At 65.9% G+C, this 18,822-nt stretch carries 16 protein-coding genes, 1 tRNA gene and 2 rRNA genes; 8 read left to right on the forward strand and 11 right to left on the reverse strand.

The features are described from left to right. Window positions 1–10: 10 nt before the first annotated feature. The 4 genes from EKH81_RS18895 to lipA all read right to left on the reverse strand — a co-directional run bounded on the left by EKH81_RS18895 (window position 11) and on the right by lipA (window position 4,890). On the reverse strand, window positions 11–1,510 hold the full coding sequence (locus EKH81_RS18895; protein ID WP_132058907.1) for a dihydrolipoamide acetyltransferase family protein: 1,500 nt from the start codon (window positions 1,508–1,510) through the stop codon (window positions 11–13). 1 nt (window position 1,511) lies between these two features. Beyond that, the gene (locus EKH81_RS18900; protein WP_132058906.1) at window positions 1,512–2,513 is read right to left on the reverse strand and encodes an alpha-ketoacid dehydrogenase subunit beta; all 1,002 of its coding nucleotides are present in this window, start codon (window positions 2,511–2,513) and stop codon (window positions 1,512–1,514) included. A 3-nt stretch (window positions 2,514–2,516) separates the two neighbouring features. Beyond that, window positions 2,517–3,626 carry a pyruvate dehydrogenase (acetyl-transferring) E1 component subunit alpha gene (pdhA, locus tag EKH81_RS18905; RefSeq protein ID WP_132058905.1) on the reverse strand — a complete coding sequence of 370 codons (1,110 nt, stop codon included), beginning with the start codon at window positions 3,624–3,626 and terminating at the stop codon, window positions 2,517–2,519. A gap of 325 nt (window positions 3,627–3,951) precedes the next feature. Beyond that, window positions 3,952–4,890: a lipoyl synthase gene (gene lipA, locus EKH81_RS18910; protein WP_132058904.1), complete on the reverse strand. Its 939-nt coding sequence runs from the start codon at window positions 4,888–4,890 to the stop codon at window positions 3,952–3,954. A gap of 450 nt (window positions 4,891–5,340) precedes the next feature. Here lipA and EKH81_RS18915 point away from each other — a divergent pair, with 450 nt between their 5' ends. Then, complete coding sequence (locus EKH81_RS18915) at window positions 5,341–5,688, forward strand: DUF378 domain-containing protein (RefSeq protein WP_132058903.1); 348 nt, start codon at window positions 5,341–5,343, stop codon at window positions 5,686–5,688. Here the strand turns inward: EKH81_RS18915 and EKH81_RS18920 are convergent. After that, a complete protein-coding gene (locus EKH81_RS18920) occupies window positions 5,685–6,323 on the reverse strand; it encodes a ribulose-1-phosphate aldolase (RefSeq protein ID WP_132058902.1) in 639 nt (212 codons plus the stop codon). The genes EKH81_RS18915 and EKH81_RS18920 overlap by 4 nt on opposite strands. Window positions 6,324–6,469: 146 nt before the next feature. On the opposite strand from EKH81_RS18920, the gene EKH81_RS18925 reads away from it, so the two are divergent. Continuing rightward, complete coding sequence (locus tag EKH81_RS18925; RefSeq protein WP_132058901.1) at window positions 6,470–7,867, forward strand: MATE family efflux transporter; 1,398 nt, start codon at window positions 6,470–6,472, stop codon at window positions 7,865–7,867. An 11-nt stretch (window positions 7,868–7,878) separates the two neighbouring features. Here the strand turns inward: EKH81_RS18925 and EKH81_RS18930 are convergent, their stop codons facing one another. Continuing rightward, on the reverse strand, window positions 7,879–10,221 hold the full coding sequence (locus tag EKH81_RS18930) for a DEAD/DEAH box helicase (protein ID WP_132058900.1): 2,343 nt from the start codon (window positions 10,219–10,221) through the stop codon (window positions 7,879–7,881). A gap of 388 nt (window positions 10,222–10,609) precedes the next feature. Then, the gene (locus EKH81_RS18935; RefSeq protein ID WP_202935222.1) at window positions 10,610–11,257 is read right to left on the reverse strand and encodes an HAD family hydrolase; all 648 of its coding nucleotides are present in this window, start codon (window positions 11,255–11,257) and stop codon (window positions 10,610–10,612) included. Between the two features lie 206 nt (window positions 11,258–11,463). Between EKH81_RS18935 and EKH81_RS18940 the strand changes: the two genes are divergently transcribed. The 5 genes from EKH81_RS18940 (at window position 11,464) to EKH81_RS18960 (ending at window position 16,347) form a co-directional block, all read left to right on the forward strand. Next, on the forward strand, window positions 11,464–12,327 hold the full coding sequence (locus EKH81_RS18940; protein WP_132058899.1) for a spondin domain-containing protein: 864 nt from the start codon (window positions 11,464–11,466) through the stop codon (window positions 12,325–12,327). Window positions 12,328–12,389: 62 nt separating this feature from the next. Continuing rightward, window positions 12,390–13,142, forward strand: coding sequence for a topoisomerase DNA-binding C4 zinc finger domain-containing protein (locus tag EKH81_RS18945; protein WP_132058898.1), 753 nt, complete (start codon window positions 12,390–12,392; stop codon window positions 13,140–13,142). A gap of 23 nt (window positions 13,143–13,165) precedes the next feature. Then, window positions 13,166–14,200 carry a tRNA-intron lyase gene (gene endA / locus EKH81_RS18950; RefSeq protein WP_132058897.1) on the forward strand — a complete coding sequence of 345 codons (1,035 nt, stop codon included), beginning with the start codon at window positions 13,166–13,168 and terminating at the stop codon, window positions 14,198–14,200. 86 nt (window positions 14,201–14,286) lie between these two features. Next, window positions 14,287–15,930 (forward strand): tryptophan--tRNA ligase, encoded by a 1,644-nt coding sequence (locus tag EKH81_RS18955; RefSeq protein ID WP_132058896.1) that lies wholly within the window; start codon window positions 14,287–14,289, stop codon window positions 15,928–15,930. A gap of 216 nt (window positions 15,931–16,146) precedes the next feature. Beyond that, entirely contained in the window at window positions 16,147–16,347 is a 201-nt protein-coding gene (locus EKH81_RS18960) for a DUF8123 family protein (RefSeq protein ID WP_132058895.1), read from the forward strand. A gap of 21 nt (window positions 16,348–16,368) precedes the next feature. On the opposite strand, the gene EKH81_RS18965 is transcribed toward EKH81_RS18960, so the two are convergent. Continuing rightward, window positions 16,369–17,178: a COG1361 family protein gene (locus tag EKH81_RS18965; RefSeq protein WP_132058894.1), complete on the reverse strand. Its 810-nt coding sequence runs from the start codon at window positions 17,176–17,178 to the stop codon at window positions 16,369–16,371. A gap of 107 nt (window positions 17,179–17,285) precedes the next feature. Here EKH81_RS18965 and EKH81_RS18970 point away from each other — a divergent pair, with 107 nt between their 5' ends. Next, window positions 17,286–17,996 carry a 5-formyltetrahydrofolate cyclo-ligase gene (locus EKH81_RS18970; RefSeq protein WP_132058893.1) on the forward strand — a complete coding sequence of 237 codons (711 nt, stop codon included), beginning with the start codon at window positions 17,286–17,288 and terminating at the stop codon, window positions 17,994–17,996. Between the two features lie 165 nt (window positions 17,997–18,161). On the opposite strand, the gene EKH81_RS18975 is transcribed toward EKH81_RS18970, so the two are convergent. From EKH81_RS18975 to rrf (EKH81_RS18985), 3 genes are all read right to left on the reverse strand, one after another. Further along, window positions 18,162–18,237 (reverse strand) — tRNA-Cys (locus EKH81_RS18975). Window positions 18,238–18,396: 159 nt separating this feature from the next. Beyond that, window positions 18,397–18,518 (reverse strand): 5S ribosomal RNA (gene rrf / locus EKH81_RS18980). 32 nt (window positions 18,519–18,550) lie between these two features. Then, window positions 18,551–18,648: ribosomal RNA gene (rrf, locus tag EKH81_RS18985) — 5S ribosomal RNA — on the reverse strand. Window positions 18,649–18,822 lie beyond the last annotated feature (174 nt).

Genomic DNA, 18,822 nt, shown 5'->3' on the forward strand with positions numbered 1-18,822 from the left:
TTCTCGAAAGCTACTCCAGCAGCAGGAGTTCGGGATTCTCGACGTACTCCATGAACGTGTTGGCGAACGACGCGGCGTCCGCGCCGTCCACGATGCGGTGGTCGATGGAGAGCGAAATCGGGAGCGTGTACCGCGCGACGACCTCGCCGTCCTCGACGACCGGGCGCTGTTTGAGTTCGCCGATGCCCAGGATTGCGGCCTCGGGGTAGTTCAGAATCGGGGTGGCGTACTCGCCGCCGATTGCGCCGAAGTTAGTGACGGTGAACGTCGAGCCCTGTAGCTCCTCCATCGAGATGGAGCGGTCCCGAGCCTTCTGAACGAGTTCGTTGACCTCGCTCGAAATCTGGAGCAGGCCCTTCCCGTCCACGTCGTCCACGACCGGCACCATCAGTCCGGCGTCGGTCGCGGTCGCGATGCCGATGTGGTAGAAGTTCTTGCGGAGGATTTCGCCCGCCTCCTCGTCCAACTCGGCGTTGAGTTTGGGGTGCTGTTTGAGCGCGGCCACGACCGCCTTCATGACGAACGGCATGTAGGTGAGGCGGATGCCCCGCTCCTCGCCCTTCGGCTTGAGTCGCTCGCGGGTCTCGACCAGCGAGTCCACGACCGCGGTGTCCTGGTGGGTGACGTGCGGTGCCGTGAATTTCGAGTTCGACATCGCATCGCCGATGGTCTTCCTGACGCCCCGGTAGGGGATGCGCTCGACCCGTTCGCCCGCGCTCGCACCCGCCACACCGGCCGCGTCGGCCTGTTGGGCGGCCTGCTGTGCTTCGGCGTACTCCATCACGGCTTCGGGCGTGACGAACGCCTCGCCGTCGCGCTGTTCGGTCGCGGGCACGGCGTTCAGGTCCACGCCCTGCTCGTCGGCGATACGCCGGGTCGCTGGCGCGGCCAGCGTCTTGTCGCGGTCGGCCGACGACGCTGCGGACGGCGCGGGACCGCCCGAACTGCCCGAACCGTCCTCTGGTTCGGTCAGTTCGGCGGGTTCGAACTCCGACTCCTGTTCGGCCGCGGGCGTCTCTTGGCCGCCCTCGTCGCCGGATTCGGCGGCGGCTTGGACGTCCTGCTCGGTCACGCGACCGCTCGGGCCGCTCCCCTCGACCGCCGCGATATCGACGCCGAGTTCGCGGGCGAGTCGGCGCGCGCTCGGCGCGGCGAACACCCGGCCCTCGCCGGTCGAAGTCTCCTCGGCGTCTGCCGGTTCGGCTTCGTCGTCTGAGGCTTCCGAAGCCTCGGAATCGGCCGGTTCGGCTTCCGCGGGTTCGTCCTCCTCTCCCTCGACGTTGAACGTGATGATGACGTTGCCGACGGGGACGACCTCGCCCGCCTCTGCCAGAATCTCCCGGACCGTGCCGTCCACGGGCGAGGGGACCTCCACGATGGCCTTGTCGGTCTCGACCTCGGCGACTGCCTGGTCCTCGGAGACCTCGTCGCCCTCCTCGACCAGCCAGCCGACGATTTCGCCCTCGCTGACGCCTTCGCCCACGTCGGGGAGTTTGAACTCTCGAACCATGTTAGAAGCCCACCGCGTCGCGGATGCCTTCCTTGATACGAGCCGGTTCGGGCAGGTAGTAGTCCTCGATGGCGTACAGCGGGAACGGCGTGTCGAAGCCGGTGATGCGCTCGACGGGCGCTTCCTGATAGAGGAGCGCCTCCTCCTGGATGATGGACGCGATTTCGCCGCCGAGGCCGCCCGATTTGGGCGCTTCGTGAACGACCGCCGCGCGACCCGTCTTCTTGAACGATTCGACGATGGTGTCCTCGTCGAGCGGCGAGACCGTCCGGAGGTCCACGACCTCCACGTCGATTTCGCCCTCTAGCTGCTCTGCGGCCTCCATCGTCGGGCGGGTCATCGCGCCCCACGTGAACACCGAGATGTCAGCGCCTTCCTTCCGAACCGCGGCCTCGCCGATGGGCACCTCGTAGGATTCGGTCGGCACGTCGCCCCGGAACGCCCGGTAGATGAGCTTCGGTTCGAGGAACATCACGGGGTCGGGGTCCCGAATCGCGCTCGTAAGCAGGCCCTTGGTGTCGTAGGGCGTGCTCGGGATGACCACCTTGAGTCCGGGTTGGTGGGCGAAGAACGCCTCGGTGGACTCGGAGTGGTGTTCGGGCGCGCGGATGCCGCCGCCGTAGGGCGCGCGGATGACCATCGGGCAGGTGAACCGCCCGCGACTCCGGGTGCGGAGGCGCGCGGCGTGGCTCACGATTTGGTCGAACGCGGGGTAGATGAACCCCATGAACTGAATCTCCGGAACGGGCTTCAGCCCGTAGGCCGCCATCCCGATGGCGGTTCCGATGATTCCCGACTCGGCGAGCGGGGTGTCGATGACGCGGTCCTCTCCGAACTCGTCGTAGAGGCCCTCGGTGGCGCGGAACACGCCGCCGTTCTTGCCAACGTCCTCGCCCATCACGAGTACGTCGTCGTCCTGTTGCATCTCGGTGTACAGTCCATCGCGGACCGCCTGCACCAGCGTGAGGTTCTCGGTTTCTTGGGTGGTCTCGGCCTGACTCATGTCTTAGTCCTCCAAAAGTGCCTCGTCGCCATAGTCCTCCCGAATCCGGTCAAACCATTCGAGTTGTTCCTGCAACCGTTTCGGCATGCCTTCGTAGACGTGCGCGAACATCTCCTCGGGTTCGGGTCGGGAGACCGCCTCGGCCGCGTCGATGGCGTCTGCGACTTGCTGTTTGTTCTCCTGTTTGATGGCTTCGACCCGCTCGTCGTCGAGCGCGCCGCGGTCGCGCAGGAACGATTCGAGGCGCGGAATCGGGTCCTTCTGCTTCCAGCGCTCGACCTCCTCGTCGTCGCGGTACACCGAGGGGTCGTCGGCGGTGGTGTGGGCACCGAAGCGGTACTGGACCGCTTCGATGAGCGTGGGTCGGCGCTCGTCTTCGCCGGGGTTCTTCGCCTTCTCTACGGCGTCCTTCGTGACCTGATACACCGCGAGAGGGTCCATGCCGTCCACCTGCACGCCCTCGAAGCCGTACGCTTGGGCCTTCTGCGCGATGGTCTCGCTCGCGGTCTGGCTCTCGCGCGGGACCGAAATCGCCCACTGATTGTTGTTGCAGAAGAACACCGCGGGGGCGTCGAACACGCCCGCGAAGTTCAGTCCCTCGTGGAAGTCTCCCTCGCTGGTCGCGCCGTCGCCGAAGTAGCAGAGGAACGCCTTCTCGTCGCCCTTGAGCTTCGACCCCCAGGACATACCGGTCGCGTGGGGAATCTGAGTCGCGATGGGAACCGCGACGGTGAACAGATTGACGCCCTCGGGGATGGCGTTGCCCCGCTCGTGGCCCATCCAGTACAGCAAGGTCTGTTCGAGCGACACGCCGCGGACGAGCGCCGCGCCGTGTTCGCGATAGCTCGGGAACACCCAGTCGTCCTCGGCGAGCGCGTGAGCGCTCCCGATTTGGGCACCCTCCTGTCCGGACAGCGGCGGGTAGGTTCCCATCCGGCCCTGTCGCTGGAGGCTGACCGCGCGCTCGTCGAAGTGGCGGGCCAGTCGCATCTCGCGGTACATCTCCACCATCTCCGACTCGGAGATGTCGGGGACTTCCGCGCCCTCGACTACGTTGCCGTCCTCGTCCAGCACCCGTACCTGCTCGTCGGGGTCGTGGTGTATGACGCTCACGGTCGAACCCATCCTGACATATTCGATAAATCATCGGCGCGCATTATAGGGTTTTCGTAACTAACTTTCCATAGGTACGGTTCTCGTGCTACATCGTCACAGGAATACCGAATTGTGGCGAGGAAACACCTGCTTTTCAAAATTTTCTCGGCTCGTAGTAGACGTTTGTCCGTCAGTCGTTGCAGTTCGCGGGGGGCAGCTGGACGAACGGCAAAAATTGCGGGAACCGATACGGGTCGTCGGAGGGTGGCTCGTAGAACTCGATTTCGCGACTCGCTCAGACCGAGGCCCGTCGCGCATCCCTGCTCGCGGTTTCACCGCTCGCTCAAACCGAGGCTCTCCGAGCCTCGCGCCTCGCCTGCTCGACCGACTTCCCGTCCCGAATCACGGCGTCCACGAACAGCTCTCCGGCCTTGTACGACGACCGGACCATCGGCCCGCTCGCACAGTAGAGGAAGTCGAGTTCGTCCTCGGCGACCTGCCGCCACGTCTCGAACTTCGAGGGGTGGACGTACGAGTCCACGTCGAGGTGGTCGCGCGACGGCTGGAGATACTGGCCGAGGGTCACGATGTCCACGTCGGCCTCCCGGAGGTCCGAAAGGGTCTGGTACACCTCGTGGTCGTACTCGCCGACACCGAGCATGATGGAGGTCTTGGTGTAGACGTCTGATTCGCGGTCGGCCTGTTCGAGGACTCGGATGCTCTGCTCGTAGCCAGCACGGGGGTCGCGCACTGGCTGTTGGAGGCGCTCGACGGTCTCGACGTTGTGGGCCAGCACGTCGGGTTCGGCCTCGATAATCTTCCGAATCAGGTCCGCATCGCCCTGAAAGTCCGGAATCAGCACTTCCACGAGAATCGAGGGGTCGCGCTCCTTGATTTCCCGAATCGTCTGCGCGAAGTGGGCCGCGCCTTGGCCCTCCAAGTCGTCCCTATCGACCGACGTGAGCACCACGTAATCCAAGCCGATTTCGGCCACCGCGCTCGCCACGTTCGCGGGTTCGTCGGGGTCGAGGGGCTGACCGCCGCCCGTGTCCACGTCGCAGAAGCCGCAGTTTCGGGTACACTGGTCGCCCAACAGCATGAACGTCGCCGTGCCGCCAGAATCCGAGTTCCGGCCGGACCAACACTCGCCCAAATTCGGACAGTTGGCCTCCTCGCAGACGGTGTGGAGGTCGTGGTCCCGAAGCGTCTGTTTGATGCCCGTGAACTCCTGCCCGGCGGGCGGCCGCATCTTCAGCCAGTCGGGTTTCCGGCGGCGACTCATTGGGCGAGTGTTCGGGTCGGGTCGTCAAAAGGATACGGTATTCGAAGGTGGACACGAGGTTCGAACGCGTGAACTCCTGCTTTAGTCGATTCGGCGCGCGCGAGCAACGCGCGCGAGGGACGAGTAGCACAGGCCGGAGCAACGCGGAGGCCGAGCAACACAGGAGGCTGGGGAGGACGAGGTGCGGTGCTGTCGCGGTGCGGTCTTCCCTAGGCTCAAGGAGTAGCTAGCTGATTCAGTCGAGGCTATCCACCACTCGGAACACGGCCGTCCGGTCGAGAGGTGGATTTTTTACTAGACTGTCCCGCTCCCGTTACCGAAGACGAACAAACGACCCAAAACCTTCCCAAGTCACCACAACCGAGCGAAACGAACCGAAACCGAGGTACCCCGCGCTTCCAGAAATCTAAGCGACCAATAACAAAGCACGCCCGGTACCTACCCCCGACCATGAACACCAACGGTCTCGATTGGGTCGCGATTCTCCTCGCGGTCTTCGGCGCGGTAGCGTGGGGCATCCTCGGCCTGACCGGTCTGCTGGGCGACCCCGTGAACGTCGTCGAACTCGCGCTCGAACCCATCTTCCGGACCGGACCCGCCCGGACCATCGAGAACATCATCTACGTCCTCGTCGGCCTCTCGGGAATCTACCTGCTCTACACCGCCTCGAAGATGGGCCGGGCGAGCAGGCGCGCGACCCGCGAGCGCCGCCGGGACGACGCCACCCGAAGCGAAGTGACGCGGGCCGACACCGCGACCCGCGAGCGAGAGAACACGACCGACAACACGGATTCCTAAGTGTCGTCTTCCTGCCCGTAGCTCTCGAACTTCTCCGCGACTGCGGCCATCTCCTCTGCGCTCAGTTCCACCGGGTCGCCCAGCGCCTTGGCCTGACAGTAGATTCGGGCGGTGTACTCGACGTTGAGCGCGGTTTCGAGCGCGGCGTCGATGTCGTCGCCCGTGACCAGCAGGCCGTGGTTGGCGAGCAGGCAGGCGGTCGCGTCGGCGGCTTCCATCGCCTCGACCGCGTTTTCGGCGAGCGCCTCGGTGCCGTAGGTCGCGTAGTCGGCGACCGGGACGGTCGTGCCCGCCAGCGCGAGCATGTAGTGGACCGGCGGAATCGGCTCCTGTAAAATTGCGAGCGTCGAGGACCACGGCGAGTGGGTGTGGACGATGGCACCGGGTTCGAACTCCCGATACACAGCGGTGTGCATCGGCGTCTCGCTCGACGGCGCGGTGTCGCCCGCGACCCGCTCGCCCGCGAGCGAGACCACCGGTACGTCCTCGGCGTCGATGCGGTCGTAGGCGACCCCGGTCGGTGTGACGGCGAAGCCATCGCCCCGGCGGACGCTCAGATTCCCGGTCCGGCCGGGCGTGAGGGTGGCGAGGTCGGGTGCGCGCATCGCGACGGCACGTCGTTCTGCTCCGAGCATGCGACCCTGTACGGTCGTGGGACGGATATATGCTCCTCTCCCGACATCGAGCGAACCGTGGTGGTCTCACCCATGAGAACGCCAACACATTTCGAAAAATCTATAAATACACGTGGGATTTTACCAGTATCTCCGGAGATTAAACAATGCTGGACGTGTCCCGTGAGGAAATAACCGACGGCTCGCTCACGCGCGCGTTGTTGATTTTGGCGGCCCCGCTCGTAGTCCAAAATCTCGTGCAGGTAGTCCAGAACGTCGTGGACACGTTCTGGGTCGGACGCCTCGGTGAAAACGCGGTCGCGGCGGTCGGCGGGAACTTCCCAATCGTCGCGCTCGTTTCGAGCGCCATCATCGTCCTGCTGACCGGAACGCAGGTCCTCGTCTCCCAGCGCGTCGGCGCTGACGACCTCGATGGCGCACGTCGCGCGGCGTTCCACGGCCTGACGCTCGCGCTCGTCGTGGGTACTGTCGTCGGTGCGATAGTGGTAGTCGGTGCCGACACCATCGTTAGCCTCGTGTTGACCGAATCCGAGGTCGTCCCGCTCGCGGCCACCTACCTCGCGACGTACATGCTCGCGTTCCCGTTCATGACGATGAGCGACGCGCTCGAAGGCGGGTTCGTCGGGTGGGGCGACTCGCGGGCCGCGATGTACGTCAACGTCACCGCGGTCGTCGTCAACATCGGACTTGACCCCTTCCTCATCCTCGGCTACGGGCCGTTCCCCCGAATGGAGGTCGAAGGCGCGGCGCTCGCGACCGCAATCGGTTACACCGCCGGGTTCTCCCTCGCGCTGACGATGTACCTCCGGGGTCGCGACGGCTACACCCTGACCCGCGAGAGCATCGACTTCGATACCGCGGAGTACCGCGAAATCCTCGACATCGGGCTCCCCCGAGGCGGCCAGCAGGTCGCCAGCCAGTCGGTTCGGGTCGTCATCGTCGCGCTCGTCTCGGCGGTTGGCGGCGCGGCCGGAGTCGCGGCCTACACGGTCGGTGCGCGAATCGCCGCCGTCGCGTTCATCCCAGCGCAGGGCCTCTCAGGGGCGGCCCAGAGCATCGTCGGCCAGAACCTCGGCGCGAACAAGCCCGAGCGCGCGCGCCGGACGACGTGGGTCGGCGTGGCAATCGCGGCGGTCGGTCTCACGCTCGTCGGCGTCGTCCAGTGGTTCGTCCCGGAACTGCTCGTCAACGTCTTCGTCCCCGACATCTCGCCGCGCGGCTTCGAACTCGCGGTCGATTACCTCCGGATTCTCGTCCTCGGCTACTGGGGTATCGGCGCAATGTACATGTTCAGCGCCGGATTCAACGGCGCGCGCCGGACCAAGGTCAGCATGATGGCGGGCCTCCTGAAGTACTGGGCGGTCAGGCTCCCCATCGCGGTGGTCGGCGCGTACTGGCTCGACTACGGCGTCCACGCCGTCTTCTGGGCGGTCACCGTCTCGAACGTCGTGGCCGCGGTCGGTGCCGGACTCTACTACTACCACACCACCAACAACGGGATGTTGAAACGGGCCGCCGAAAAGGCCGCCGCGACCGCGGACTGAGGCCTCGTCGGTCAGTCCACCAGAACGGTTCGCGACTCGCGGACCGGAAGCAGGGGGAGGTCAGGAAACGTCACTTCGACCGTGTACTCCATCTCGTCGTCGGTGCCGCCGAACACGCCGACCGGGACGGTCGTCTCCCCGTCGAGGTACGTCGAGGTCGCGGTCATCTCGACGCCGTTGACCGTCACGCGAACTCCGGCCTGCGTTCCGGCCGCCGCGTTCCGAACCGTCACCTCGCGCATGTCGTTCTCGCCGCGGGAAATCGAGTCGGGGAACGCCCCCCACTCGACCGAGATTCGGGGGAGGTCGCGGGCGCTTTCGAGGACGCGCTCGGCCACGCCTTCCGAGAGTCCGGCGTCTTCGAGACCCTCGACACCCGCCTCGCGCACGTCCGCGGGCGTAGCGATTCCTTCCGTTGCGAGTTTGCTCGCGCGACCCGACCCCACGCCGTCGATGGCGGTGAGTCCGACCGCGTCGCCGCTGATGCCGTGGTCGATTCGGGCCTCGGTCCGGCGCGCGAGGTTGGCCGCGCGCGGGCGGTCGAACCGTTCGAGGAACGCCCGGAGCGCCGCGAGCAGTCGGAGACCGTTCGTGGTGATGACCCACGCGTCGCTCCGGAGTTCGCCGGGCGTCGTGCCCGTCATCGACGACCGGAGGATGGCGAGCACCTTCCGCGCGCCGGGGTCGAGGTCGCCCGCCTCCTGCCCGACGAGGACGGAGTTGACCGCCTCGCGTTCGGACTGGCGGGCGCTCACGCTGTCGAACTCCGCGGCGGTGGCGACGGTTCGAAGCACGTCGCCCGTCTCGATGTCCTCCGATTGGGCGAGGTCGTGAAACTCCACCGCGGTTTCGAGTCTGAGGTAGAACTTCGAAGCGAGGCGGCCGAGCGGCGTGCCCGACACACCGAGGTCGTCGCCGATGTCAACGAAGCCGCGGGCTTCGAGTCGTTCGAGTGCGGTCCGAACTCTGTCGCGCAGGCTCTCGAAATCGTAGTCGTCGGGGTTGTTGCGCGCCCGGACGTAGTAGAACGTGGTTTCGAGCCAGTCCATCACGTCGCCGAGGTCCCGGATGGTTCCCATCGAGATTTCGGCGTTGAGGTGGGCGTCCAAGTCGTCGGCGAGTCGGGACTCGATTTCCTTGCCCTCTCGGAGGAGTCGTCGGTACTTGTCGGCCTCCGCGTTGTCGGCGACGACCCACCCGTAGCCCACGTCGTCGTACTCGGGTCGGCCCGCCCGCCCGAGCATCTGGAGGACGTCGAGCGGACTCATATCGACCTCGCCTTCGAGCGGGTCGTGGACCTTCGTGTCCCGGAGGACGACGCATCTCGCGGGGAGGTTCACCCCCCACGCCAAGGTCGAGGTCGAAAACAGGAGCTGAATCTTGCCCTGCTTGAACCACTCCTCCACGAGGTCCTTGTCGTTCTTCGAGAGGCCCGCGTGGTGGAACGCCACGCCGTCGAGGACCGACTTCCGGAGCGTCTCGTTCTGGAGGTCGGTGGTGTCGGTGTGGAAATCGTAGTCGCCGCGCGACCCGACCGGAATGTCGCGCTCGGCGATTTCGTCGCGGGCTTTCTTGGCGGCCTGCACGGTGTCTTGACGCGAGGAGACGAACACGAGCGACTGGCCGCCGTCGCGGATGTGGGGTTCGGCGAGGTCGAGCGCGCGGTAGAGCCGCCGGTACTTGTCGGCGAAGGAGTTGTCGCCGTGAGTGTACGTCTCGACGCCCGAGTGGAGGTCCACCGGGCGGTAGTCGTCGCCGAACGCGAACGTGGTCTCCGGCGGGGCGTCGAGCCACGCCGCTACGTCCTCGACGTTCGGCATCGTGGCCGAGAGCGCGACGATTCGCGGGTCACAGAGCCGCCGGAGCCGCGAAATCGTGACTTCGAGGACGCTCCCGCGCTTGTCGGAGTCGAGGAGGTGGACCTCGTCGATGACACAGCAGTCGATGTCCCGGATGAACGAGTAGCGCCGCGAGTCGTGCTTTCGGGTCGCCGAGTCGGTCTTCTCGGGCGTCATCACGAGGATGTCTGCGCGCTCGGCCCGCCGGGGGTTCAGGTCGCGCTCGCCCGTGACGACGTACACCGAGTAGCCCAACTCCTCGAATCGCTCCCACTCGCTCTCCTTCTCGTTGGTGAGCGCGCGCATCGGCGCGACGAACAGCGCGGTGCCGCCCGCCTCCAGCGTCCGGCAGATTGCCAACTCCGCCAGCGCGGTCTTGCCGCTGGCGGTCGGCGCGCTCGCCACCACGTTCTCCTCGGTGTCGAGGAGCGCGGGCAGGACCTCGCGTTGCATCCGGTTGAACTGGTCGAACGGGAACGCCTCGGCGAACTCGGGAACGACCTCGGCGACTTCCATCGTTCGTCTGAGGGGGCGGCGACGGGAAATGCGTTTCTCTATCGGAACGACCCATCCGTGCGACTCGGTTTTGGGGGTCGGCGTGCTGTAGACGACTGCACTACTCCGGCGCGCGCGAGCAACGCGCGCGAGGTCTTCGTGAGCGGAGCGAACGAAGGCCCGGCGGATGCGGTTTGTCCGCCGGTGGACGAGGACCGAAGGGAGGAGCGAAGCGACGACTGAGGACCGCAGGAGGCTGGGGAGGTACGAGGTGCGGTGCGGAAGCGGTGCGGTCTTCATTGGCTCAAGAGGTAGCTAGTCTGCTCGAAAGTACACCCGAACACATAGCCGAAACACGTACACCCGAAACACCGGGTTCGAAGCCCGAGACACGTGATGGAGATTCGACTTACGATTCGAACAGTACTTCTCGCAGTTCCTCGGGCGACTCCACGACCACGTCAGCTGCCGACAAGTCCAACACCGAATCCGACTGATTCCGATACCCCACTACTGTCATCCCCGCCCGTTTCGCCGACTCGACGCCGTTCTCCGAGTCCTCGACAGCAACACAGTCCTCTGGCGCGACACCGATTTTCTCGGCGGCGTACTCGTACACGTCGGGTTCGGGCTTGCCGTCGCCGTCGATTTCCTCGGCACTGACGACGTGGTCGAACGCGGCTCGAATCGCGAACCGGTCGAGCACGCGGGCTATCCAATCGTGGGGCGACGACGAGACCAAGCCGATTCGGCGGCCGTCCTCGTGGAGGTCGGCGGCGAGTTCGCGGAAGCCGTCCATCAGTTCGACTCTCTCGCCGTAGAGTTCGCGGGCGGCCTCCTCGTAGCGTTCGACGAACGCCTCCTTGTCGGCGGTCATCTCGTGGCGTTCTTCGAGGTAGTCGTATATTTCCCGGAAGTTCATCCCGGTGGTCTCGTCGGCCGAGACCTCGCCCGCGACTACCGCGGGATAGATTTCGTTCTCCTCGATTTCGACCCAGTAGCGCTCGGAGTTCACGACGACTCCGTCCATGTCGAACAGGACTGCGTTCGATTGCACGCCTCGACCGACGGGCGCGACCGAAATAGGCGTTCGTGTCGCTCGACCTGCTCGACGCGCGAGCGCGTCGAGCAGGTCGAGACGGATTCGTTCGGGAGCGAAATCGCGGCTTTCCCGGACCGAATCGACGTTACCGAGCCGAACTGCCGACGTTCCGGCGTGAACGACGGGCGCGGTTTATCTCTCGATTCGGCGTTCTCGGGACGATGACAGACAGATTCGAGACGACTCGCAGGACCGTCCTCGCCGGAGTCGCGGGCACCGCGCTGACGGTTGCGGGCGTCGCTCACGCGCAGGAGACCACCACCGAGGAGGGCGAAACCACGACCGAGGGAAGCGAGACGACCACGGAAGAGGGCGCGACGACCGCGGAGGCCGACGAGCAGACGACCGCCGCGGACGGTGAGCGGACCACGTTCTCCGTTCGAATCGTAAACGTCTCCGAGCAGGACGCGATCCAGCCCGACGAGGGCGACCCTCAGCCGGTCGTGCTGTCGCCGGGCGCGTACGCGACCCACACCGAGTCCGGGCCGCTGTTCGCGCCCGACGAGTCGGCGAGCGAGGAACTCGAAGCCCTCGCGGAGGACGGCGACCCCACCGAACTCGGCGACTCGCTGGCGGGCGCGTCGGGCGTCTCGGCCAGCGGCGTCTTCGACACGGCGGTCGAGGGCGGAGACGCCGGACCGATTGGCCCCGGCGACGCCTACGGCTTCGAGGTGGCGGCCGCGCCCGGCGAATCGCTCTCGTTCGCCACGATGTTCGTGCCGTCGAACGACCTGTTCTTCGCGCCGGGACCGTCGGGCATTCCCTTATTTCGCGACGGCGAGCCGATTTCGGGCGGCGTGACCGACCAAGTCCAGCTCTGGGACGCTGGCACCGAGGAGAACGAAGCGCCCGGCGTCGGCGAGAATCAGGCCCCGCGCCAGTCCGAACCCGACACCGGCTCGGACGAGGACGCCGCGGTTCGTCCCATCGACGCCGTCGAGGACGGCTTCAGCTATCCGAGCGTGACCGACTCGATTCGAATCCTCGTGGTTCCGTTGGGTGGAAACGTCGGGGCGACGGACTGAGACCGAAAACGGCCGGGGGAGTACCCGAGCATTTAAATCCGAAGACGGGACCAACCCGGCCCGTGACCGAAACCGTCCACATCTACGCCGGAGACTGCACGACGACCTACCACTCCGAGGCCGACCCGCGACGCCAGCGCGGCCGTGTCGTGGTCGTCCACAAGCCCGACGACACCGTCCTCGTCCACGACTCGAACGGGTATCAGCCGGTCGCGTGGCTCACTCGCGCGAACGCGGTCCACCGCGAGCAGGGACCGGAGGGGAAGTTCGCGCTCGTCGCGGTCAAGGACGGCGAACAGCTCCGGGTCGAGAGCCACGGCGGCGGCGAGCGCGCCCGTCACGACGCGACCGCGGCGGGGATTCCGGTCGGCGTCTGTCCGACCTGCGACGGACGTCTCGTTCGCGCCCGCGGCGCGGTGACGTGTCTCGACTGCGACACAGACCACGGCTTGCCGCGCGACGCCGCGATTCTCGATTCGACGTGCGACTGTGGCCTGCCGGAGATGTCGGTCGAGCGCGGCGCGCGATTCGAACTCTGTATCGACCGCACCTGCGAGAGCCTCGACGCCGCGGTCCGCGAGCGCTTCGACCGCGAGTGGTCGTGTCCCGACTGCGGCGGCGACCTCCGGGTCCTCCGCGAGCGCGCGCTGTTTCTGGGCTGTGAGAACTATCCCGACTGCGAGGGGAGCTTTCGACTTCCCGACGCCGAGGTGGTCGGCGAGTGTGCGTGTGGCTTGCCCGAGATTCCGAGCGATTCGGGCGACGAACCGCGGTGTCTCGACGGCGACTGCGCCGAAACACCGGAGGTCATTTGACGGCGCGAATCGGAACCACGACCATGAACGGACGCCTGCGAGACGGCGAGGTGGTGGTCGGCGGCGACGCCCGCCAGCGCTACTACGACTCCAGCGGATACGGTCGGCCCCTCGGCGGGCAGGAAATCGCACTCTCGCGGGTCGAAGCCGCGTACCTGCTGTTCCGCGGCGACATCGAGGCGGTCGAAGGCATGGACTTCCGGGCGTTCCTCGCGGACGCGGGCGACGAAATCGCCACCCGGTTTCTGGTGTACGCCGACCTGCGCGACCGGGGATTCTACCTCTCGCCCGACCGCGCCGACTGGGTGAGCGCGCCCCGGTCTGACTCGGATTTCGTGGTCTACCCGCGCGGGAAGGGACCGTGGGACGACGAGGAACTCTATCGGGTCCGGGTCGTGGGCGAGCGCGCGGACGTGCCCGCGGCCGACCTCGGCGACGTGGTGCTCGCGGTGGTGGACGAGGAGAGCGAACTCACGTACCTCGAAACCGACCGCGCCGACCTCCGGGGCACGTCCGGAATCGACCCGCCGAAAGGCGTCCCGGCCGACCTGCTGGCCGACCGCGTGCTGGCGTGGGACCCGCCCGAATCGCTCCACTTCCGGGGGTTCTACGGCCAACCGCTCGACGGCAAGGACTCGAAGCGCGACCGACCGACCGCGCTCCAGCTCTCGCTGGTCGAGGCCGCGTACCTCGCCGAGGAAGGCGTTCTCGCAGTCGAACCCGGGGCGGAGGGCGTCGTCGCTCGCGGCCGCAAAGTCGAAGGCGAGCGGTTCGACCGCCGACTCCGGGTGTACCGGGCGCTCCGCGAGCGCGAGGTCGTCCCCAAGACCGGGTTCAAATTCGGCGCGGACTTCCGGACCTACGCCGACGTGGAGTCGGTCGATAATCTCGGTCACTCGGAATGTCTGGTCCGGGTGCTTCCTGCCGACCACGCCTTCTCGCCGCGCGACCTCGCGCTCGACGTGCGACTCGCTCACGGCGTGCGAAAGCGAATGATTTTCGCGCTGGTGGACGGCGACGGTCTCTCGTGGATTTCGGTCGGTCGGCTGACGCCCTGAGGCGTGTACGGTTGCGAAGCGAACCCTTTTTGCGGCGACGGGCACCTACACTGCAGTAGATTGGCTCGCCGCCAGTCGATTCCGCTATGAACGGTGACGAACCCAGCCACGAGACCGAGGTATCGTCCGACGACCACAGCAGCGCGTCGGGCGAGACCTGGCGCGAGTTCGACGACTCGCCGCCGGTTCGGGCCGACGGTGGGGCGGCGAGCGACGGTGACGAGACGGCGAGCGACGAGACGACCCTCGACCCGTGGGGGTCGGCGACGGTGTCCGACTACCGAAAGCTGTTCGAGGAGTTCGGCATCGAGGAGTTCGACGAGGTGCTACCCGAAGTCCCCGACCCGCACTACCTGATGCGCCGGGGGGTCATCTTCGGCCACCGCGACTACCGAAAGGTGGCCGACGCGATGCGGAACGACGACCCGTTCGCCGTGCTGTCGGGATTCATGCCGACCGGCGACCCACACATCGGTCACAAGCTGGTGTTCGACGAGATTATCTGGCATCAAGAGCGAGGCGCAGACGCCTATGCGCTCATCGCCGACCTCGAAGCCAACAGCGCCCGCGGGATGACGTGGGACGAAATCGACGGCCACGCCCGCGATTACCTCCTCAGCCTGCTCGCGCTCGGGTTCGACCCCGAGGAGGGCACCCTCTACCGCCAGTCCGACGACCGCAAAGTGCAGGACTTGGCGTTCGAACTCGGCGCGCACGCCAACTTCTCCGAGTTGGAGAACATCTACGGCTTCTCGGGCGAGACGAACGTCTCGCACATGCAGAGCGTCGTGACCCAGATGGCCGACATCCTCTACCCGCAGTTGGAGGAGCCGAAACCCACGGTCATCCCGGTCGGCCCTGACCAGGACCCCCACGTCCGACTCGCGCGCGACCTCGCGGCCCGAACCCAGTTTTTCGGCGTGACGAAGGCGTACGCGAGCTTCGAAGCCGACGCCGAAGAGCGCGAACTCCTCGCGGCGGCGTACGCCGCGCTCTCGGAGGACGCCGACGAAGGTGAAACAGTTCGGTGCGAGGACGCGGCCGACTGGCTCACAGAGGAGGTCGCGGCCGACAGCGCGCGCACGAGCGCGGTCCGAAAGCTCCGCGAGGCCGGGAAAGAACCCCTCCGTCCGCGCGTGCGATTCCTCGACCGAAACGCGACCGACGACGCCTTCTCGGCGCTCATCGGGGCGGTCGAGGGCGAAAAGCGGGTGTTCGACGAGCACATCGACTCGTTCGACCTCGCCCGGGAGGAAGCCGAGTCGTTGGCCCGCGAGGTCGAACTCGACCACGGCGGCTACGGCTTCGTGATGCCCTCGTCCATCTACCATCGGTTCATGACCGGACTGACCGGCGGAAAGATGTCGTCGTCGGTCCCAGCGAGCCACATCAGCCTGCTCGACGACCCCGAGGACGGCTACGACAAGGTGAAGGCCGCGACTACGGGCGGCCGCGAGACCGCCGAACGCCAGCGCGAACTCGGCGGCCGGGCCGACGAGTGCCCGGTGTACGAACTCTACGCTTACCTGCTCGCGGGCGACGACGACGAGTTCGCAAAGCGGGTGTACGACGAGTGCGTCGGTGGCGAGAGACTCTGTGGCGACTGCAAGGAGCAGGCCGCCCAACTGATGAAAGAGTTCCTCGCCGACCATCAGGAGAAACGCGAGGAGGTCGAACACCTGCTCGAAGCGGCCGATATCGACCTCGACAGCGACCGCAAGCGAAACTAGCGTTCTGTTTTTCGGTTCGAGCGCGGCGGCCGCGGCCGCCGCGCTCGGTGTCAGGGTCATCGAGAAACGGCCGGTGAGTCAGCCGCCGGAAAGCGGCTGGTGGGTCAGCCGCCAGAAAACAGCCGGTGAGCCAACCGCCAGAGAACGCCAGCGAGTCGAACCGACGCACGGACTATCCCGTAAAGAGTTAACCGACCGCGACGAAATCACTCCGTCATGGCAACCGCAACTACGGACCGGCTCGAACCGCTCGGAATCGGATTCGGCGTCCTGCTCGTCCTCGTCGGCATCGCGACGCTCGTCGGAACGCCGTGGGCGCACAAGTCGGGCGGGGCACTCCTGCTCGTCGGACAGGCGTTCGGCGCAATCGCGGCCGTCGGAATCGGTGCCGGACTCGCGTGGCTCGCGAAGGCGTAACGGAAAAGTAACGGACTGCTTCTACTTGTTCGGCAGGAACGCGAAGGCGATGAGCAGCATGACCGTGACGATGCTGAGGATGATGATGCCCCACAGTCCCTGGACTCGCTCGTCGAAGTCGGCCTGCGCGTTGAGTTGCTGCTGATACTCGTTAGTCTGCGTCGAGAGAACGAGTTCACCCTCGCTCGGGAAGTGCGGGACGAACGTCCGGTTGTCCTCCTCCGGGCCGAGCGTGGCGTTCTCGCCCTCCGCGAGGCTCACGTCGTTCGTCCGCGGGTCGTTCCACGTCAGGGTGGCGGCGTCGGTGGTGACGTTGCTGATGGTGGTCTGATTACCCTCGTACTCGACCTCGTCGCCCTCGGAGTACTCGCGAGTCTCGGGTTCGCCGAACTGCTGGCTCTTGTACTCGTCGACCGGAACGAGGGTTCTGTTCTCGCCGTCCTCGACGACGACGTACTTCGTCTCGTTCTCGGTGACCGTCGAGACGTTGTCACCCAGTTCGAACTCCTGGCGGAGCGTCACGTCGTCGGGGTCGGACTCGTTCGGGATGGAGACGCGGAACGTCGTGTTCCCCTCCATTTCGAGCGTGGAGTTGTTCTCCCACGTCGCCGAACGGATGGCCGACTCGTTGGTCCACGTCAGCGTCCCCTCACCGTCGCCGACGGACGAGACCGTGTACTCGCGGTCGTTGACAGTCAGGGTCTGATTCTCCGAGTAGCTCTGTCCGTCAACGCTGATGTCGGGCTGTTGGGCCGCCCCGATGAGTGAGTACGCCCCACCAGCGACTACGAGAAAGAGGACGGCGTACACCGTCGCCGAGCGTCGTTGCATATTCGGAACGACGGACGCGCTCCGTTTAATGGTTACTTTTTGGCGGAGAGCGGTCGGGGCGTTTCCGGGAGGGGGTTTTTTCGGTGCTGCGAGTCTCTCGATACGACATGGACAAACGAGACCTGCGCGAGCGCGTGTGGGACCGGCTCGAATCCGACGGACTCGCACGATTTCCCTTTCCGCCTCACGGCCGAATTCCGAACTTCGCGGGAGCCGAAGACGCCGCCGAGCGCCTCACCGAAACGCCGGAGTGGCGAGACGCGAACGTCGTCAAAGCCAATCCCGACGCGCCCCAGCTCCCGGTCCGACGGCGCGCGCTCGACGCGGGCAAGACCGTCTACATGGCGGTGCCGCGGCTCCGCGACGAGAAGCCGTTCTACGAACTCGATCCGACCGAGATTCCGGCCGACGACCGCGACCGCGCGCCGACGGTCTCCCACGTCGAGGAGTACGCCCAGCAGGTCGGGCCGGACGACGTTCCCGGACTCGACCTCGTGGTCTCGGGGAGCGTTGCAGTCACGGACGACGGCGCACGAGTCGGCAAAGGAGAGGGCTACAGCGACCTCGAATACGCGGTCCTCCGAGAGTTGGGACTCGTGGACGACGCGACTACCGTGACCACGACAGTTCACAACGTACAAGTGGTCGAGACGTCGGTCGAAGTCGAGGCCCACGACGTTCCGATGGACATCGTAACGACGCCGACCCGAACGATTCGGACCGAAACCGAGTACGACCGTCCGGAAGGCGTGTTCTGGGACGACCTCTCCGACGAGCGAATCGACGAGATGCCGGTGCTGGCAACGCGACAGCCGTAGCTTCGGTGCGACAGCGAGCCGAAGGCTCGCGCACCAGCGATTGTACCGCGAGCGAGGGAGCGACCGAGTGAGCGGGTGTTTTTGGTGCAGATTTTTACGAGGAGCGGCGGCCGCGGTGCTCGAATGAAGTGAGAGCACTGCGGCCGCTCAACGAAATGAAAATGAAGCCAAGGGCCGGATTTGAACCGGCGATGGGCGGCTCTGCAGGCCGCTGCGTTCGGCCGGACTCTGCCACCTTGGCGCGATTTCTGCTACTCGCTCGCCGCGCTTAAATATAGCGGTCCAGTGTGGAAGCAGTCTGCGAACAGCGAGAGCTCTGGCTGTGCGATAGCAGTGGCTCTCGAATAATAAATGAACGAACCCCACACAGCGCGGTGCTGTGTGGGGTGTGGTATGAATGGGTAGGCGGCGAACCGGTGTTTCCAGAGGCTCGCGCACTCCAGTACTGGCCGGAACGCAGGCGGGCTTAACTTCCGTGTTCGGGATGGGTACGGGTGGTGCCCCGCCGCTCTGGCCGCCTTAACGCCGACTCGCGGAATCGAACCGCGAACACTGTCCAACGTCGGTTGGTTCAACAGTCCGGAACGCAGGCGGGCTTAACTTCCGTGTTCGGGATGGGTACGGGTGGTGCCCCGCCGCTCTGGCCGCCTTAACGCCGACTCGCGGAATCGAACCGCGAACACTGTCCAACGTCGGTTAGTTCGACGAACGACCGTATGATTGTGTGCAATCCAGTTTGCGCCTGGATCCGTTTAAGCGGATACAGTGCATGAGTGTGTGGCATTGACCAGTTAGTACTCGCGGACTGAACGCCTCGTTGCCTCGG

This window comes from Halorussus amylolyticus (assembly GCF_004143485.2).
In the GTDB taxonomy this organism is placed as follows: domain Archaea; phylum Halobacteriota; class Halobacteria; order Halobacteriales; family Haladaptataceae; genus Halorussus; species Halorussus amylolyticus.

Excerpts from the sequence above, each read along its gene's own strand:
- EKH81_RS18960 (WP_132058895.1), top strand. The coding sequence starts at position 16,147 with ATGGCAACCGCAACTACGGACCGGCTCGAACCGCTCGGAATCGGATTC.
- endA (WP_132058897.1), top strand. The coding sequence starts at position 13,166 with ATGAACGGACGCCTGCGAGACGGCGAGGTGGTGGTCGGCGGCGACGCC.
- EKH81_RS18895 (WP_132058907.1), bottom strand. The coding sequence starts at position 1,510 with ATGGTTCGAGAGTTCAAACTCCCCGACGTGGGCGAAGGCGTCAGCGAG.
- EKH81_RS18965 (WP_132058894.1), bottom strand. The coding sequence starts at position 17,178 with ATGCAACGACGCTCGGCGACGGTGTACGCCGTCCTCTTTCTCGTAGTC.
- EKH81_RS18930 (WP_132058900.1), bottom strand. The coding sequence starts at position 10,221 with ATGGAAGTCGCCGAGGTCGTTCCCGAGTTCGCCGAGGCGTTCCCGTTC.
- EKH81_RS18920 (WP_132058902.1), bottom strand. The coding sequence starts at position 6,323 with ATGCTCGGAGCAGAACGACGTGCCGTCGCGATGCGCGCACCCGACCTC.
- EKH81_RS18925 (WP_132058901.1), top strand. The coding sequence starts at position 6,470 with ATGCTGGACGTGTCCCGTGAGGAAATAACCGACGGCTCGCTCACGCGC.
- EKH81_RS18955 (WP_132058896.1), top strand. The coding sequence starts at position 14,287 with ATGAACGGTGACGAACCCAGCCACGAGACCGAGGTATCGTCCGACGAC.
- lipA (WP_132058904.1), bottom strand. The coding sequence starts at position 4,890 with ATGAGTCGCCGCCGGAAACCCGACTGGCTGAAGATGCGGCCGCCCGCC.
- EKH81_RS18940 (WP_132058899.1), top strand. The coding sequence starts at position 11,464 with ATGACAGACAGATTCGAGACGACTCGCAGGACCGTCCTCGCCGGAGTC.
- EKH81_RS18900 (WP_132058906.1), bottom strand. The coding sequence starts at position 2,513 with ATGAGTCAGGCCGAGACCACCCAAGAAACCGAGAACCTCACGCTGGTG.
- EKH81_RS18915 (WP_132058903.1), top strand. The coding sequence starts at position 5,341 with ATGAACACCAACGGTCTCGATTGGGTCGCGATTCTCCTCGCGGTCTTC.
- EKH81_RS18970 (WP_132058893.1), top strand. The coding sequence starts at position 17,286 with ATGGACAAACGAGACCTGCGCGAGCGCGTGTGGGACCGGCTCGAATCC.